Source organism: Amycolatopsis sp. NPDC043885, assembly GCF_056435685.1.
Genome location: NZ_JBWKEA010000003.1, coordinates 228132 through 242516, shown reverse-complemented (window position 1 = coordinate 242516; position 14385 = coordinate 228132). Strand labels below are relative to the sequence as shown.

General features: G+C 70.2%; 17 protein-coding genes. 8 read left to right on the top strand and 9 right to left on the bottom strand.

The features are described from left to right. Positions 1 to 80: 80 nt before the first annotated feature. A complete protein-coding gene (locus tag AC069I_RS14070) occupies positions 81 to 1250 on the top strand; it encodes an acyl-CoA dehydrogenase family protein (RefSeq protein ID WP_034308631.1) in 1170 nt (389 codons plus the stop codon). 90 nt (positions 1251 to 1340) lie between these two features. Here AC069I_RS14070 and AC069I_RS14065 read toward each other — a convergent pair whose 3' ends face one another. The 4 genes from AC069I_RS14065 to AC069I_RS14050 are packed head-to-tail and all read right to left on the bottom strand — an operon-like array spanning position 1341 to position 4645. Next, positions 1341 to 1670, bottom strand: coding sequence for a hypothetical protein (locus tag AC069I_RS14065; RefSeq protein ID WP_016337451.1), 330 nt, complete (start codon positions 1668 to 1670; stop codon positions 1341 to 1343). 58 nt (positions 1671 to 1728) lie between these two features. Further along, positions 1729 to 2370 carry a TetR/AcrR family transcriptional regulator gene (locus AC069I_RS14060; RefSeq protein WP_478265575.1) on the bottom strand — a complete coding sequence of 214 codons (642 nt, stop codon included), beginning with the start codon at positions 2368 to 2370 and terminating at the stop codon, positions 1729 to 1731. Beyond that, entirely contained in the window at positions 2361 to 3905 is a 1545-nt protein-coding gene (locus AC069I_RS14055) for an ATP-dependent acyl-CoA ligase (protein ID WP_478225354.1), read from the bottom strand. Before AC069I_RS14055 ends, AC069I_RS14060 begins: the two co-directional genes overlap by 10 nt. Then, entirely contained in the window at positions 3902 to 4645 is a 744-nt protein-coding gene (locus AC069I_RS14050) for an enoyl-CoA hydratase/isomerase family protein (RefSeq protein ID WP_478225355.1), read from the bottom strand. The genes AC069I_RS14055 and AC069I_RS14050 overlap by 4 nt, the downstream gene beginning before the upstream one ends. A 47-nt stretch (positions 4646 to 4692) precedes the next feature. On the opposite strand from AC069I_RS14050, the gene AC069I_RS14045 reads away from it, so the two are divergent. The 7 genes from AC069I_RS14045 (at position 4693) to AC069I_RS14015 (ending at position 9933) form a co-directional block, all read left to right on the top strand. After that, complete coding sequence (locus tag AC069I_RS14045) at positions 4693 to 6282, top strand: amidohydrolase (protein WP_478265574.1); 1590 nt, start codon at positions 4693 to 4695, stop codon at positions 6280 to 6282. 5 nt (positions 6283 to 6287) lie between these two features. Then, complete coding sequence (locus tag AC069I_RS14040) at positions 6288 to 6737, top strand: N-acetyltransferase family protein (protein ID WP_478225357.1); 450 nt, start codon at positions 6288 to 6290, stop codon at positions 6735 to 6737. A gap of 35 nt (positions 6738 to 6772) precedes the next feature. Beyond that, complete coding sequence (locus AC069I_RS14035) at positions 6773 to 7456, top strand: metal-dependent transcriptional regulator (protein ID WP_192743702.1); 684 nt, start codon at positions 6773 to 6775, stop codon at positions 7454 to 7456. 175 nt (positions 7457 to 7631) lie between these two features. Then, entirely contained in the window at positions 7632 to 8012 is a 381-nt protein-coding gene (locus AC069I_RS14030) for a transcriptional regulator (RefSeq protein WP_478225545.1), read from the top strand. Between the two features lie 9 nt (positions 8013 to 8021). Further along, a complete protein-coding gene (locus tag AC069I_RS14025) occupies positions 8022 to 9080 on the top strand; it encodes a zinc-dependent alcohol dehydrogenase family protein (protein ID WP_478265573.1) in 1059 nt (352 codons plus the stop codon). 95 nt (positions 9081 to 9175) lie between these two features. Further along, the gene (locus tag AC069I_RS14020) at positions 9176 to 9304 is read left to right on the top strand and encodes a hypothetical protein (RefSeq protein WP_478225359.1); all 129 of its coding nucleotides are present in this window, start codon (positions 9176 to 9178) and stop codon (positions 9302 to 9304) included. Continuing rightward, positions 9292 to 9933: an alpha-ketoglutarate-dependent dioxygenase AlkB family protein gene (locus tag AC069I_RS14015; protein WP_478235438.1), complete on the top strand. Its 642-nt coding sequence runs from the start codon at positions 9292 to 9294 to the stop codon at positions 9931 to 9933. The genes AC069I_RS14020 and AC069I_RS14015 overlap by 13 nt, the downstream gene beginning before the upstream one ends. Before the next feature lie 149 nt (positions 9934 to 10082). Here AC069I_RS14015 and AC069I_RS14010 read toward each other — a convergent pair whose 3' ends face one another. From AC069I_RS14010 to AC069I_RS13990, 5 genes are read right to left on the bottom strand one after another with little or no spacing between them, the layout of a single operon-like run. Further along, entirely contained in the window at positions 10083 to 10940 is an 858-nt protein-coding gene (locus tag AC069I_RS14010) for a 5-oxoprolinase subunit C family protein (RefSeq protein ID WP_478265572.1), read from the bottom strand. Then, positions 10937 to 11542 (bottom strand): 5-oxoprolinase subunit B family protein, encoded by a 606-nt coding sequence (locus AC069I_RS14005; RefSeq protein WP_478225362.1) that lies wholly within the window; start codon positions 11540 to 11542, stop codon positions 10937 to 10939. The genes AC069I_RS14010 and AC069I_RS14005 overlap by 4 nt, the downstream gene beginning before the upstream one ends. Next, on the bottom strand, positions 11542 to 12300 hold the full coding sequence (locus tag AC069I_RS14000) for a LamB/YcsF family protein (RefSeq protein WP_478265571.1): 759 nt from the start codon (positions 12298 to 12300) through the stop codon (positions 11542 to 11544). The genes AC069I_RS14005 and AC069I_RS14000 overlap by 1 nt, the downstream gene beginning before the upstream one ends. Continuing rightward, the gene (locus tag AC069I_RS13995; RefSeq protein ID WP_478265570.1) at positions 12300 to 13094 is read right to left on the bottom strand and encodes a putative hydro-lyase; all 795 of its coding nucleotides are present in this window, start codon (positions 13092 to 13094) and stop codon (positions 12300 to 12302) included. Before AC069I_RS13995 ends, AC069I_RS14000 begins: the two co-directional genes overlap by 1 nt. Before the next feature lie 26 nt (positions 13095 to 13120). Beyond that, on the bottom strand, positions 13121 to 14365 hold the full coding sequence (locus AC069I_RS13990; RefSeq protein ID WP_125674250.1) for an MFS transporter: 1245 nt from the start codon (positions 14363 to 14365) through the stop codon (positions 13121 to 13123). Positions 14366 to 14385 lie beyond the last annotated feature (20 nt).

Here is a 14385-nt window from a genome sequence, read left to right as displayed (position 1 = left end):
CTCCTCGGCGAACGACAATCGAAGCGGTACGCTTGAGCTAAGCGAGCGCTTAGTCACTGTCGAACAGGAGCGGGCTGACCATGGATTTCTCTCTGAGCGTCGAGGAACGCGAGGTGCGCGACTGGGTCCGCACGTTCGTCCAGCGCGACCTCATGCCGCGTGAGCAGGAGGTGCTGCGCCGCGAACGCGCCGGTCAGCCCGGCCTGACCGCCGACGAGCTGCGCGAACTGCAGCTGAAGGCCAAGGAATCCGGCTTCTGGGGGGTGCAGACGCCCGAGGAGTACGGCGGCATGGGCCTGTCCGCGGTGATGACCGCGCTGCTGGAGGCCGAACTCGGCCGCACGTTCGTGCCGTTCCGCTTCGGCGGCGCCGCGGACAACATCCTCTACTACGCCAACGACGAGCAGAAGGAGCGCTACCTGCTCCCGACGATCTCGGGCGAACGCAAGTCGTGCTTCGCGATCACGGAGCCGGGCGCCGGCTCGGACGCCAAGGCCATCCGGACCTCCGCCCGCAAGGACGGCACCGACTGGGTCATCAACGGCGAGAAGACGTTCATCACCGGCGGCAACGAGGCCGACTTCGTGATGGTCTTCGCGATCACCGACCCCGAGAAGGGCGCGAACGGCGGTGTCACCTGCTTTCTCGTCGACCGCGACGCCGGCTGGAAGTCCGAATACATCGACACCATGGGTGAATGGGGCCCGGCGTCGCTGGTCTTCGAGGACGTCCGCGTGCCGGAGACGCAGATCCTCGGCGAGCTCGGCCACGGTTTCGACCTGGCCATGCAGTGGATCGGCGCCGGCCGCTACCTGCTGCCCGCCCGCGCGATCGGCTCCTGCGAGCGGCTGATCTCCATGGCCATCGAGCACGCGAACACGCGGGAGACGTTCGGGCAGAAGATCGCCGAGCGCCAGGCCATCCAGTGGATGATCGCGGACTCCGGCACCGAGCTGGAGGCCCTGCGCTGGCTGGTGCTGCACGCCGCCTGGCAGGTCGACCAGAAGCTGGACTCGCGGCACGCGCAGTCGATGGCGAAGCTGTACGGCGGCGTGAAGGCGAATGAGATCGTCGACCGCGTCCTGCAGATCCACGGCGGGATGGGTTACACGCGGGAGCTGCCGGTCGAGCGGTGGTACCGCGAACTGCGGCTGCTGCGGATCTACGAGGGCACCGACGAGATCCAGCGCCGGACCATCGCGCGCAACCTGCTCAAGGGGCACGTCAAGGTCGGCGGCACCTTAGGCTGACAGTGCCTGGCACTGCCTAACGGCCGTACATGCCGTGAAGGCCTCCTTCCCTACCTTGAGCGTAGGGAAGGAGGCCTTCACGGACTTTCTCTAGTCCTCGTCCTTCTGGTTCCGCATCGCGATCGGGACCCCGGCCAGGTCCTCTTCGTTGCAGAGAAGTTTCACGTCGTAGTACGGCGAACCCTTGCGGTCGTCGTAGTCGAGATGGACGGCCAGCACATCGACCGGTTCCCCGAGCCACTCCTGAGCCTGGCGTAGCCATGTCGCGCACCGTTCGAGCGCCGTGGGCAGGTCGTCGTCGCGGAAGCCCACCGGGCGGTAGGGGACGTCCTGCACCTGATCACGGGGGTTCGAAGGCACCGGCAACGCCGGCGAGAGACCCGAGTCGTCCAGTTCGAGTTGGATCGTTTGCTCAGTCACCCTTCGAGCGTCCCCCAGAGAAGCCGTCTGAGCAAGGCGTAGGGGGTATGAGTCGCCGCTAAACGGGCACTCGCCACACTCCCGAGACCACTTCACGGCAGTTTTGCAACGCCGTGACGTCCAGCCGGCCTTCGCAGGCGAGCGCCCGCAGCGCCAGCTCCGCGTAATGCGCGGCCAGCTGATCCAGGGTGAGCGGCCCCGACGGCGAATACCAGCGCGCGACCCCGCTGCACATCTCCACCAGCGCGAGCCGGGTCACCGAAGGCTGGTCGGTGTGGAAAGCGCCCGCCGCGACACCGTCCTCGATGGCGTCCGCCCACAGTCTTTCGTAGGCGTCGCGCAGTCCCACCACTTCGGCCCTGGCACCCGCGGTGAGCGCGTGGACCTCGTTGTCCACCACGCGGGTGTCATCCGGCTGGATGGCGTGCGCGAGCACGTGCAGCGCCACCAGGGAGCCGAGCCGCGACACGGGATCGGTGAGTCCGGCGGTCGCCCGCTCGGCCGCGTCGAGCAGGCGCCGCAGCGACTCGTTCATGATGGCGACCAGCAGATCCTCTTTGGTGCCCATGTAGTGGTACAGGCTGGCGGACGACAGCTCCGCCTCCTGCGCCAGATCCCGGATGCCGGTGCCGTGGAACCCCTTGGCGGCGAACAGTTTCACCGCCGCCTGCCGGACTCTCTCCCGGGTGCTCACAACCATGTCCCGGTGGTCCTGTCCCACGAACCGGCGCGGAGGTCGCCCGCCTTCTTCAGCTCGCCCTTCGCGACCCGTTCGGACGGCGTCATCGGCAGCTCCGCCGCGATGGCCCAGAACCGGGGAACCTTGAAGTAGGCCAGTTTCGTCGAACAGAACTCCGCCAGCTCGGCAGGCTCGCACCGGTGCCGCTCGTTCTCGTCGAGGACGATGTACGCCTTGACCTCCTCGCCGCGGATGTCGTCCGGCACCGCGATGACGGCGGCGAGCTTGACCGCGGGATGCAGCTGCAGCGCCCGTTCGACCTCGTCCGCGGAGATGTTCTCGCCGCTGCGGCGGATCATGTCCTTGGTGCGGCCCACGTAGTACACGCGGCCTTCGGCGTCCATTGTGGCCAGGTCGCCGGTGTGGAACCAGCCGCCGTCGAAGGCGCGCCTGGTCGCTTCGGGATCGTCGTGGTAGCCGTGCATCAGGCCGACCCCGCGGATCAGCAGCTCACCGGTTTCCCCGCGCGGCAGCGGTTTCCCGTCCTCGCCGGCGATCATCACCTCGCGGGCGGGCGTCGGCCTGCCGAGGCAGCCGGTGCCGACGGTCTCCTCGTGATCCGCCGGGTACATCCGGATGTCGCCGCCGGTCTCGGTCATGCCGAAGGCCTCGTACCACGGCGCGCCCCAGCGTGCTTCGAGCGCGGCGTGCAGGTCGCGCGGGATGGCCGAAGCGCAGATCGCGCGCACCTGGTGTGCCTTGTCCAGCTCGCTTTCCGGCTGCCGCAGCAGGAGGGTGGGCATCAGGCCGAGGCAGTAGAACCAGGTGACGCCGTGTTCGCGGATCTTGTCCCAGAACGTCGACGGGTGGAAGCGGTCGAGCACCACCAGGGTCGCGCCGCCCGCGAGCCCCAGCGCGACGTTCCACTGTGGATCTATGTAGTGGAACGGTTGCGCGGTCAGGATGACGTCGTCCGTGCCGACCGACGGGTAGTCCGTGGCCAGGCCGATCGCGAGTGTCGTCCAATACCGGTTCGGCAGTACGCAGCCCTTGGGTGCGCCCGTGGTTCCCGAGGTGTACTGGATGTTGACCGGCCGTTCGGCTTCGCTCGTGAAGGCCGGGGCGGCACCGGAACCGGCGAGTTCGCCGGGTGTGAGCACGCGTTCCAGCGAGGTCTCCGGCGCGATCTTGTTCAGCAGCTCCAGGAATTCCTCGGCGGCCACGGCGAACCTGGCGCCCGAGTGCCGGAGCACGTGGGCGCCGTCGAACTCGCGGTACCCGGTGTTGACCGGGACGAGCACCCCGCCGATCCTGGCCAAGGCCAGCCACAGCAACGGGAACTCGGGCTGGTTGCGCAGCATCACCGCGACCCGGTCACCCGGTTCCACGCCGAGTTCCAGCAGCGCGCGGGCGAACTCGGTGCTGCGCGCGTCGACGTCGGCGAATGTGAAGCTTTCACCGGTGGAGTCGAAGATCCACGCCGTCTTGTCCGGCCAGAGCGCGGCTGCCCTGGTGGTCAGTCCGAGGAGGGTGTCGATTCCGGCGAACGAGGTCATGCCCGGCTCCGGAAAGCCTCGGCCGAGGCGGCGACCTCGGCGGAGTGCTCGGTGATCAGCGCGTGGCTGACTTCGAGTTCGAGGGCCGCGTCGAGGGAGCTGTCGATGCCGGAATCGAGGGCGCGTTTGGCCATCGTGGCCGCGGCCGCCGGATGCGCGGCGATCTTGGCCGCCCAGGCGAGGGCGGTGTCCATCAGATCGTCGACGGGCAGGGCGGCGTTGACCAGGCCGAGTCCGGCCGCTTCGGCGCCGCTCACGCGCTCGCCCAGCAGCAGGAGTTCCTTGGCCTTCAGCGGGCCGACCAGCAGTGGCAGCAACCGCGAGGCCGCGCCCGTGACGCTCAGGCCCAAGGAGACCTCGGGGAAGGCGAACACCGCGTCTTCGGCGGCGAGGATCAGGTCGCAGCCCATCGCGAACTCGGCGCCCGCGCCGATCGCGTAGCCGTGGACCGCGGCGATGACGGGCTGGCGCAGTCCGCGAAGACGGCGCGTCACGTCCTGTAGCCGGTCGAGTCGCGGGCGTGAATCACCCGGCGGGGTGGGCTCCTTGAGGTCGTGACCGGCGCAGAACGCCCTTCCCCGGCCGGCCAGCACGACGGCGCGCGCGTCCGATTTGGCGGCCGCGTCGAGCGCCTCCAGCAGGTCGTCGACCAGTTCGGCGACCACCGCGTTGAGCCGCTCCGGGCGGTTCAGCCAGATCACGGCGATGCCGTCGTCGAGTGCGTAGTCCACGGTGCTCATGACGCCGAGCCTAGACGACCGATCGATCGATCGATAGAGTCGAATCCATGCGGGTCGACACGGTCTACGAGAACGCCCGGTTCCTCACCGGAACAGAGGAATCCGCATCGCTTGCGGTGCTGAACGGGCGGATTGTCGCGTCGGGCGACGACGCCGCCGCGCTTTCCGCGAAACGTCGCGTGGATCTCGGCGGGTCGGTGGTCGTGCCCGGATTCCACGACGCGCACAACCACATGGCCTGGTTCGGCATGGCCCTCGACGACGTCGCGCTTTCGGATTGCCGCAGTGTCGACGAGGTGTACGACGCCGTCGCGCGGCGCGCGGCCGAGACGCCGCCGGGCGGCTGGATCATCGGCAGCGGTTACGACCAGAACAAGCTCGTGGGCGGCCATCCGACGAGGCAGGGGCTCGATCGCGCCGCCCCTGGCCACCTCGTGCGGCTCAAGCACACTTCCGGGCATATGACCGTGGTCAACTCCGCGGTACTGGAGCGCCTGGACCTGGGGAACGTGCCCGTGGGCGGCGACGTCGTCCGCGACGAGGACGGTTCGCCGACCGGTCTCCTGCGGGAGCAGGCCCAGCTCATGCTGCGGCCGCTGACCTACCCGACGCCGGTGGAGCGGGTCGTCCGCGGGCTGGACAGGGCGGGCGAGCGGTATCTGGCCGAGGGGATCACGAGTGTCCAGGAGGCCGGGATCGGCGGGGGTCTCGTGGGGGAGACCCCCGCCGAACTCGCCGCGTACCAGCTGGCGCGCGAACGCGGGGTGTTGCGCGTGCGGAGCACGGTGATGGTCGCGGCGAGCGTGCTCCACGACCTCGATGCGGGTGCGGGCTTCGGTCTGGACCTGGGGATGCGCACCGGGTTCGGCGACGAATGGCTGCGGATCGGCGCGATGAAGCTGTTCGCCGACGGATCACTGATCGGCCGGACCTGCGCGATGCACGAGCCGTTCGCGGGCGAGCCGGACAACGTCGGCTACTTCCAGGTGCCCGAGGACGAGATCGCGCGGACGATCGCAGCCGCGCACAAGGCGGGCTGGCAGATCGCGACGCACGCCATCGGCGACCGCGCGATCACCGTCGTCCTCGACGCCTACGAAGCCGCGCTCAAGGCCGACCCGCGGCCCGACCACCGGCACCGCATCGAGCACTGCGCGGTGCTGCGGCCCGGGGAGCTGAAGCGGCTGGCGTCGCTGGGGCTGGTCGCGTCGCCGCAGGGCCGGTTCGTCAACGAGATCGGCGACGGCATGCGGGCCGCGCTGGGACCCGAGCGCGAACCGTGGTGCTACCGGCTCAAGAGCCTGCTCGACGCGGGCTGCGTGCTCCCGGCCAGCTCGGACCGCCCCGTCGTCGAGGGCGCGCCGCTGCTCGCGCTGGCCGACATGGTGCGGCGGAAGACCGCGTCCGGTGTCGTGCTGGGTCCCGATGAGCGGCTCACGCCGGCCGAAGCCCTGCGCGCGTACACGTACGGATCCGCGTACGCGGCTTTCGCCGAGAAGGACCTGGGCACGCTGGAGGTCGGCAAGCTCGCGGACTTCGCCGTCCTCTCGGCCGACCCGACCGACGAGTCCACTTTGGATTCGATCCACGTCGTCGCCACCGCCGTCGGCGGCGACATCGTCTACGAACGGAGCTGAGACCCATGCCGGTACGGGACGCGGTCGCGGACGACATCGAGGAGATCTGCGCGCTCATCGAGGAGCACGCGGTCTACGAGGACAAACACGATCTGAAGCTCGACAGGCAGGAGATGGCCGGGTTCCTCTTCGGACCCGACCCGAAGGCCTGGGTGCTGCTGGCCACCCCTCCGGGTGAACCGGGCAAGATCGCGGGCTTCGCCTTCTGCAGCTGGAACTTCTCCACCTGGGAGGCCCGGCCGGGGATCTGGCTCGACGACCTCTTCGTGCGCCCGGAACACCGCCGCTTCGGCCTCGGGCGGGAGCTGCTCGACGAGCTGAGCGCGCGGACGCCCGGCCGGGTCGAATGGGACATGCAGGAGGGCAACGAGAAGGGCGAGGCGTTCTACGCCCAGCTCGGCGCCGAACCCGTCCCCGGCTGGATCCGGTACCGCTGGCGACCCCACGCTGGGTGAGTCGCACGGGAGCGGCAAGCCGTAAACTCGCACCCATGGGTGAAGGGGCAAGCCGCAGGTCGTCGTCCGTGGAGGACTACGTCCGGGTGATCTACGGGCTGGTGGAACGCGGCGAGGCCGTCACCAACACGTCGCTGGCCGGACGGCTGGAGGTCAGCCCGTCGTCGGCGTCCGGCATGGTCACCAAGCTGTCCCAGCTCGGGCTGGTCGCGCACGTCCCGTACCGGGGGATCGAGCTGACCACAGACGGCAGGCTGCTCGCCCGCTCCGTGCTCCGCCGCCACCGGCTGATCGAGACCTACCTGGTGTCCGAACTCGGCTACACCTGGGACGAGGTCCACGCCGAGGCCGACGCGCTCGAACACGCGGTGTCGGACAGGCTCGTCGAGCGGATCGCCGCGAAGCTCGGCAACCCGGTGCGCGACCCGCACGGCGACCCCATCCCCGCGCCCGACGGCAGCGTCGAGGAGATGCCGATGCGCATCCTCGACGACCTCCCGCCCGGCGCGGTCGGCGAGATCGTCCGCGTCTGGGACACCGATCCGGAGCTCCTGCGCTACCTCACCGAGCACTCCATCGGCCTCGGCGAGCGGATCGAGGTCGTCGAGCGCCAGCCGTTCGGCGGCCCGATGGTGGTCAAGGTCGGCTCGCCCCCGGACGCGGCGACACACGCCATCGGCAAGGAGATCGCGCAGGCGCTGTCGGTCGCGCTGCGCTGAGCCCGTGTCCACTGTGGACGCGTATCGGCGGGGCGCATGTAGGGAATTTTCCCTACGTCTCTGCATAATTACGTCACCCGCCTGCCACGCCGATAGGTGATCCAAGACCCTTCCGATCATGTGATCCCGCGCCTAGGCTGCGCTATTCCGGGTGGCTAGCGAGCGTGCGAAGGCGATGAAGATGACCGGTCAGCGGACACACACCATCGACCGGGGGGTGGCGGAAGGACGTGAACTCAGGCGGCTGCTGGAGACGGGGCCGTTCGCGGACGCCCTCAGGGCGGCGATCAGGGCGCGGGGGCTCGGTCTCGATCGGATCCGGTACCGGCTCAGAGGGCGGGGGTGCTCGGTCAGTCTCGCGACACTGAGCCACTGGCAGTCCGGCCGCTGCCGTCCGGAACGGCCGGAATCCCTGCTGGTGCTCAAGAATCTCGAGGAGGTCCTCGGGGTGCCGCCGGAGTCCCTGTCACGGCTTCTGGGGCCGCCGCGAGGGCGGGCGGCCCGGTGTACGGTGCCCGGCGAGGGCATCGTGATGCGGCGAGGCCGGGACACGTAGGGAGTGCGGGTGCGGGCGGTCGTCTTCGAGGAGTTCGGGGTGCTGCCCGAGGTACGCGAGGTGCCGGATCCGGTCGCGCCGCCGGGCGGGGTGGTGATCGCCGTCGAGGCGACCGGGGTGTGCCGCAGCGACTGGCACTCCTGGCAGGGGCACGACACGTCGGTGAAGCTGCCGCACGTCGCCGGGCACGAACTCGCCGGCCGGATCGCGTCGCTCGGCGAGGGCGTACGCGGCTGGTCGGAGGGCGACCGGGTGACGGTGCCGTTCGTCTGCGCCTGTGGCACCTGCGCCCAGTGCGCGGCCGGTGACCAGCAGATCTGCGACCGCGAGTTCCAGCCGGGCGCGACCCACTGGGGCTCGTTCGCCGAGTACGTCGCCATCGAAAACGCCGAGGTCAACCTCGTGGCACTGCCCGACTCGCTGACGTGCGCAGAAGCGGCGGCGCTGGGCTGCCGGTTCGGGACGGCGTTCCGGGCCGTGCTGCGCCAGGGCGGGGTCCGGCCGGGTCAGCGGGTCGCGGTCTACGGCTGCGGCGGGGTCGGCGTCTCGGCGATCCTGCTGGCCGTCGCGGCCGGTGCGTCGGTCGTCGCTGTCGACCCGTCTCCGCAGGCCAGGGCGCTGGCTGTGCGGATGGGGGCTTCTTCGGCCGTCGATCCGTCCGCGTTCGAAGGCCATGAAGCCGTCGCCGCGCACGTCCGCGACCTGACCGGCGGCGGCGCGCACGTCTCCCTCGACTGCCTCGGTTCGCCGACCACCTGTGCCGCCTCGATCGGCAGCCTCCGGAAGCGGGGACGGCACGTTCAGGCAGGGCTGATGCCGCCCGCGCAGGGCGTCGCGCCGATCCCGATGCACCGGGTGATCGGCGGGGAGCTGGAGATCGTCGGCATCCACGGGCTGCAAGCGCACGAGTACCCCGAGATGCTGCGAGTCGTGGAGACGGCCGGGATCGACCTCGAGGGCATGATCGGCAATCGGGTCGGCCTCGACGACGTCCCCGCCGTGCTGGCGGAGATGAACGACCCGGTGCCCGCGCGAGCTGGGGTGACGGTGGTCGAATTCACACGGTGACCGGGTGAACACACTGCGGTCAACCGGCCGATCGGAGTAGTCCGAAAGGTGGCTTCTCCCGGCCCTTTGTGGCAGCTTCCTTGGCCGTGACAGTCATGGGTGCTCCGTCCCTGCCGCGGTTCGGCCGATCCGTGCTGCGCCGGTTCGTCGCGGCGGGTGTCCTGGTGCGGGGCCACCGGATCGTCGGCGCGCGCCCTGGCAAACTCGACGCGTGGACGCGCTGATCCCTCGCCCGCGTACCGAAGTCGCGCCCGGTGCGGTGCATGTTCCCGACTGGCTCGACCTCGACGAGCAACGCCGCCTGGTCGAAGCGTGCCGGGGCTGGCGTGGCTACCGCCGGACGCGGCTGCCGAACGGCGGCGTCATGTCGGTGCGGACGGTCTGCCTCGGCTGGCACTGGCACCCGTACCGGTATTCGAAGGTGACCGCGGACGGCTCCCCGGTGCTGCCGTTTCCTTCGTGGCTGGGCGATCTCGGGCGGCGGGCCGTTTCGTCCGCTTATGGTCCGTCGTCGTACGAGCCGGACATCGCGCTGGTGAACTTCTACGACTCCGCCGCGAAGATGGGGCTGCACCAGGACAAGGACGAGGCGTCGTTGGAGCCCGTCGTTTCGCTGAGCCTCGGGGACGCTTGTGTCTTCCGGTTCGGGAACACGGTCGACCGTGGGCGGCCGTATACGGACGTGGATCTGCGGTCGGGGGACCTGTTCGTGTTCGGCGGGGAGTCGCGGCTGGCCTTCCACGGGGTGCCTCGGATCTTGCCGGGGACCGCTGATCCGGCGCTGGGGCTGGTGGGGCGGTTGAACATCACTTTGCGGGTTTCAGGACTCGGGAGTGGTAAGGACGGTCCGTGAAGGCCTCCTTGCCTACCTTGAGGGTAGGCAAGGAGGCCTTCACGGACCTTGGTGACCTCCACGCGCAGGGGGCCTCAGGAGGGCAAGCGCTGGTACCGAGCCGGTCAAGCCTCGTGAGTGGTAAGGACGGTTCTAACCGTCCTTACCACTCACGAGAGCCGGAACCGCACCCGCTGCCCCGGCCGCACCTGCGCGGCCAGATCCAGATCCGCTTCCTCCACCACCGCGATCACCGGGTAGCCCCCGGTCACCGGATGGTCGGCCAGGAACAGGATCGGCTGCCCCGAAGGAGGGACCTGCAACGCGCCCGGCACAGCCGCCTCGGGCGGCAGCTCGCCACTTCGCGCCCGCGACAGCACGGGACCCTCGAGCCGTACGCCCACCCGATCGACGTCGGACGTGGCGACGTAACCGGAAGAGACCAAAGTGGACAGTGCGGCGGGGGTGAACCAGGAAACCCGAGGGCCGGCGCTGATCCGCAGAACCGGGACGTCGGGCAAGGGAGCGCGAGGGGCGAGATCCACCCCGGGATGGGCCTGTACCTCCTGGCCCACCGGCAAGGTCATCCCCGACGAAAGCACGGGCGGGCCGAGTCTGCCCAGGGTGTCGGTCGCCCGCGCGCCCAGTACCGGAGGGACGTCGATGCCGCCACGCACCGCGACATAGCAACGCAAACCGTGAGAAGCCATGCCGAGCACGAGTTCGTCGCCGGGGCCGACCGGGATCGGCGAGTCCGAGCCGAAAGCCCGTCCGCCGACGGTGACCGAGCAGGGCGCGCCGGTGACGGCGATGGTCGCCGGAGCCGGGAACCGCAGGACGAGACCGCCCAGAACGCACTCCAGGGCCGCGTGGCTCTCGGGGTTGCCGACCAGCCGGTTCGCCAGCCGCAGCGAACCGCGGTCGGCGGCGCCGGACCGGCCGACGCCGATCGCGGCCAGGCCGGGCCGCCCGAGATCCTGCACGGTGGCGAAAACCCCGGGCCGGACCACTTCGATCTTCGCGGTCATGAAGTGAACCGGATCCTGGTTCCGGGCGCCAGCAGGTTCGGCGGCTCCCGCTCGACGTCCCACACCGGCAGCGTGGTCCGCCCGATCAGCTGCCAGCCGCCGGGCGAGGCGTTCGGGTACACCGCCGTGTATTCGCCCGCGATCGCGACCGACCCGGCGGGGACCCGCGTGCGCGGGCTCGTCCGGCGCGGCAGGTGCAGCGCCGGGTCGAGCCCGGTCAGGTAGGCGAATCCGGGAGCGAAGCCGCAGAACGCCGAGACGTACGTCCCGTCCTCGTGCCGCCGGACCACCGCTTCCGCCGACATGCCGGCGGCGGCCGCGACGTCGGCGAGGTCCGGGCCGTCGTAGCGCACCGGCACGACGATCTCGGCGGCCTCGCGCGGTTCGACGTCCACTCCTGCCCGGCCGAGGACGTCGCCGGCGAGCCGGTCGTGATGGGTCCGGCCGGGGTCGAACCGGATGAGCAGGGTCCGCGCGGCGGGGACCAGCTCGACGACGCCGTCCGGCGGGTCCTGCTCCAGAGACGCGTGCAGCCCGAGCACCTCCGACGGATCGTCGAAGTCGACCATGGCCGCACGCGCCCCATAGGGCAGCAGTCGCATCAGGCGGCCTCGATGAAGGGTCCGATGTGGACACCGGAGGCGTTGAGCCCCGCGCGGATCCGCCGCGCCAGTTCGACGGCGCCGGGCGTGTCGCCGTGCACGCACAGCGAATGCGGCTGAAGAGCCAGCTCGGTCCCGTCGGCGGCGACGACCTTGCCGGTGGTCGCCATCGCGACCGCGCGTTCGGCCACCTCGTCGGCGTCGTGGAGAACGGCGCCGGGCAGTTTCCGCGAGACCAGAAGGCCTTCGGGCGTGTACGCGCGGTCCGCGAACGCCTCGGCGTACGCGGGGGGCCCGGCCTGTTCGGCCTGCTTGGCCATTTCCGATTCAGGCGGGCACAGCAGCGCGAGCTCGGGGTGGAATCGCCGGATCCCTTCGACCACCGCGGCCGCCTGCTCCGGATCCACCGCGGCCGTGTTGTACAACGCCCCGTGCGGTTTGACGTACCGCACCCGCGAGCCCGCCGCGCGGGCGAACGCGTCCAGCGCGCCGATCTGGTAGAGCACGTCGTCAGCCAGGTCGGCGGGGGCGACGTCCATCGCCCGCCGCCCGAATCCGGCGAGATCGCGGTAGGCGACGTGGGCGCCGATGACGACACCGCGCTCCGCCGCGCGCTCGCAGACGCGCCGCATCACCGACGGGTCGCCGGCGTGGAAGCCGCAGGCGACGTTCGCGCTGGTGACGATGTCGAGCATGGCGTCGTCGTCGCCCATCTTCCAGGCGCCGAAACCTTCGCCGAGATCACTGTTGAGGTCCATCAGGCCACCCTGAACTCACTGTCGAGCTTGTCGGTCACGAACATGTAGCCCGGCGCGTGCGTGATCGCGAACGGCGGCCGCGAGGCCATCAGCGCCGCCTGCGGGGTCACACCGCACGCCCAGAACACCGGCACGTCACCGGGTTCCGCGTCGACCGGGTCGCCGAAGTCGGGCTTGCCGAGATCGGCGATACCGAGCGCGGCCGGGTCGCCGATGTGCACCGGCGCACCGTGGACGGCGGGCATCCCGCGGGTGATCCGCACGGCGTCGTCGACGCGGTCTTCGGGGATCTGCCGCATCGAGACGACCATGGGCCCGTGCAGGCGTCCGGCCGGGACGCACTCGCGGTTCGTCACGTACATCGCCACGTTGCGGCCCTGGTCGACGTGCCGCAGCGGGATGCCCTCCGCGGCCAGCGCCGATTCGAAGGTGAAACTGCACCCGATCGAGAACGCGACCATGTCGCTGCGCCACAACCCGCTCGCGTCGGTGAGCTCGCCGGACAGCGCGCCGTTCTGCCAGACGCGGTACCGCGGCAGGTCGGTGCGCAGATCCGCGCCGGGCGCCAGCCGGGTCGACGGGTCGCCGGGGTCGCTGACGTCGAGTACCGGACAGGGCTGCGGGTTCCGCTGGCAGAACAGCAGGACGTCGTAGGCCCAGTCCTCGGGGACGGCGATCAGGTTGGTCTGGGTGAACCCGTTCGCCCAGCCGGTGGTCGGGCGGGCCGTGCCCGCGCGGAACAGGGCGCGGGCCTCGCCGGGGGACAAGGTCGCCGGTTCGTCGAAGGTGGTCATCGCGGTGCCTCCTCTTCCGATTCTGGTCACAGAAGTTCGCGGCCGCGAGTCTCGGGCAGGCCGAGCAGCGCCAGCACGGCGATGCCGTAGCCGACCGCGCCGAACACCATCGCGCCGCCCGCGCCGAGGAAGCCGACCACGGCGGGGAACGTGGCGCCGATGGCCCGGCCGAGGTTGTAGGTGAAGCCCTGCCCGGTCCCGCGCAGCGCCGACGGGTACAGCTCGGCGAGGAACGCGCCGAATCCGCTGAAGATCGCGGACATCGAGAACCCGAGCGGGAAACCGAGGAACAGCACGAGCGTGTTCGCGCCCGCCGGGATCTGCGTGTAGGCGACGATGAGACCCGCCGACAGCACCGAGAACAGCAGGAAGGTCTTCTTGCGGCCCAAGAGATCCGTCAGATAGCCACCGGTGACGTACCCGATGAAGGCACCGGAGATCAGGAACGCGAGATAGCCGCCGGTCCCGATGACGGTGAGGCCGCGGGTGGTCTTGAGGTAGCTCGGCAGCCAGGTCGCCAGCGTGTAGTAGCCGCCCTGGACTCCGGTGGCGAGAAGCGCGGCGAAGAACGTCGTGCGCAGCAGGTCCGGCTTGAAGATGCCCGCCAGCGAACCGCGTTCCTTCTTCGTGGCGCGGGCCGCTTCGGCGACGGGCGCGTCTTGGACGTTGCGGCGGACCCACAGCACCAGCAGCGCGGGGATGACGCCGGTCCAGAACATCACGCGCCAGGCGATGTCCGGGCTGAACAGGCTGAAGACGACGGTATAGACGACGACCGAGAGCGCCCAGCCGACGGCCCACGCACTCTGCACGAAGGCGACCGTGCGGCCGCGATACTTCGCCTGCGAGTACTCCGCCACCAGTGCGGCGCCGGCGGCCCATTCGCCACCGAAGCCCAGACCTTGCAGGGCGCGGAACACCAGCAGCGTCTCGAAGTTCGGCGCGAACCCGCAGAGCACGGTGAAGATCGTGTACATCGCGATGGTGATCTGGAGGGTGCGGACCCGGCCGATGCGGTCGGCCAGGATGCCCGCGCCGATCCCGCCGATCGCCGAAACCACCAGCGTCGTGGTGCCGAGCAGACCCGCCTCGCCGCCCGAGAGGCCGTAGTAGGCGGTGATCGCGGCCAGGCCCAGCGGCAGGGTCTGGTAGTCGAACGAATCGAGCCCGTATCCGCCGAACGCGCCGACGAAGGCCCGGCGGCCTCGCGAACCGAGCGTGCGGAACCAGGCGAAGGGGCGTGTGTCTTCGGTAGTGGCTGTCGCGTTCATCGGCACCTCCAGAGGGTGAA

What these genes read in the sequence shown, in the direction of transcription:
- AC069I_RS14070 (WP_034308631.1), top strand. Translation starts at nt 81, where the DNA reads ATGGATTTCTCTCTGAGCGTCGAGGAACGCGAGGTGCGCGACTGGGTC.
- AC069I_RS14060 (WP_478265575.1), bottom strand. Translation starts at nt 2,370, where the DNA reads ATGGTTGTGAGCACCCGGGAGAGAGTCCGGCAGGCGGCGGTGAAACTG.
- AC069I_RS14055 (WP_478225354.1), bottom strand. Translation starts at nt 3,905, where the DNA reads ATGACCTCGTTCGCCGGAATCGACACCCTCCTCGGACTGACCACCAGG.
- AC069I_RS14050 (WP_478225355.1), bottom strand. Translation starts at nt 4,645, where the DNA reads ATGAGCACCGTGGACTACGCACTCGACGACGGCATCGCCGTGATCTGG.
- AC069I_RS14045 (WP_478265574.1), top strand. Translation starts at nt 4,693, where the DNA reads ATGCGGGTCGACACGGTCTACGAGAACGCCCGGTTCCTCACCGGAACA.
- AC069I_RS14040 (WP_478225357.1), top strand. Translation starts at nt 6,288, where the DNA reads ATGCCGGTACGGGACGCGGTCGCGGACGACATCGAGGAGATCTGCGCG.
- AC069I_RS14035 (WP_192743702.1), top strand. Translation starts at nt 6,773, where the DNA reads ATGGGTGAAGGGGCAAGCCGCAGGTCGTCGTCCGTGGAGGACTACGTC.
- AC069I_RS14030 (WP_478225545.1), top strand. Translation starts at nt 7,632, where the DNA reads ATGAAGATGACCGGTCAGCGGACACACACCATCGACCGGGGGGTGGCG.
- AC069I_RS14020 (WP_478225359.1), top strand. Translation starts at nt 9,176, where the DNA reads ATGGGTGCTCCGTCCCTGCCGCGGTTCGGCCGATCCGTGCTGCGCCGG.
- AC069I_RS14010 (WP_478265572.1), bottom strand. Translation starts at nt 10,940, where the DNA reads ATGACCGCGAAGATCGAAGTGGTCCGGCCCGGGGTTTTCGCCACCGTG.
- AC069I_RS14005 (WP_478225362.1), bottom strand. Translation starts at nt 11,542, where the DNA reads ATGCGACTGCTGCCCTATGGGGCGCGTGCGGCCATGGTCGACTTCGAC.
- AC069I_RS14000 (WP_478265571.1), bottom strand. Translation starts at nt 12,300, where the DNA reads ATGGACCTCAACAGTGATCTCGGCGAAGGTTTCGGCGCCTGGAAGATG.
- AC069I_RS13995 (WP_478265570.1), bottom strand. Translation starts at nt 13,094, where the DNA reads ATGACCACCTTCGACGAACCGGCGACCTTGTCCCCCGGCGAGGCCCGC.
- AC069I_RS13990 (WP_125674250.1), bottom strand. Translation starts at nt 14,365, where the DNA reads ATGAACGCGACAGCCACTACCGAAGACACACGCCCCTTCGCCTGGTTC.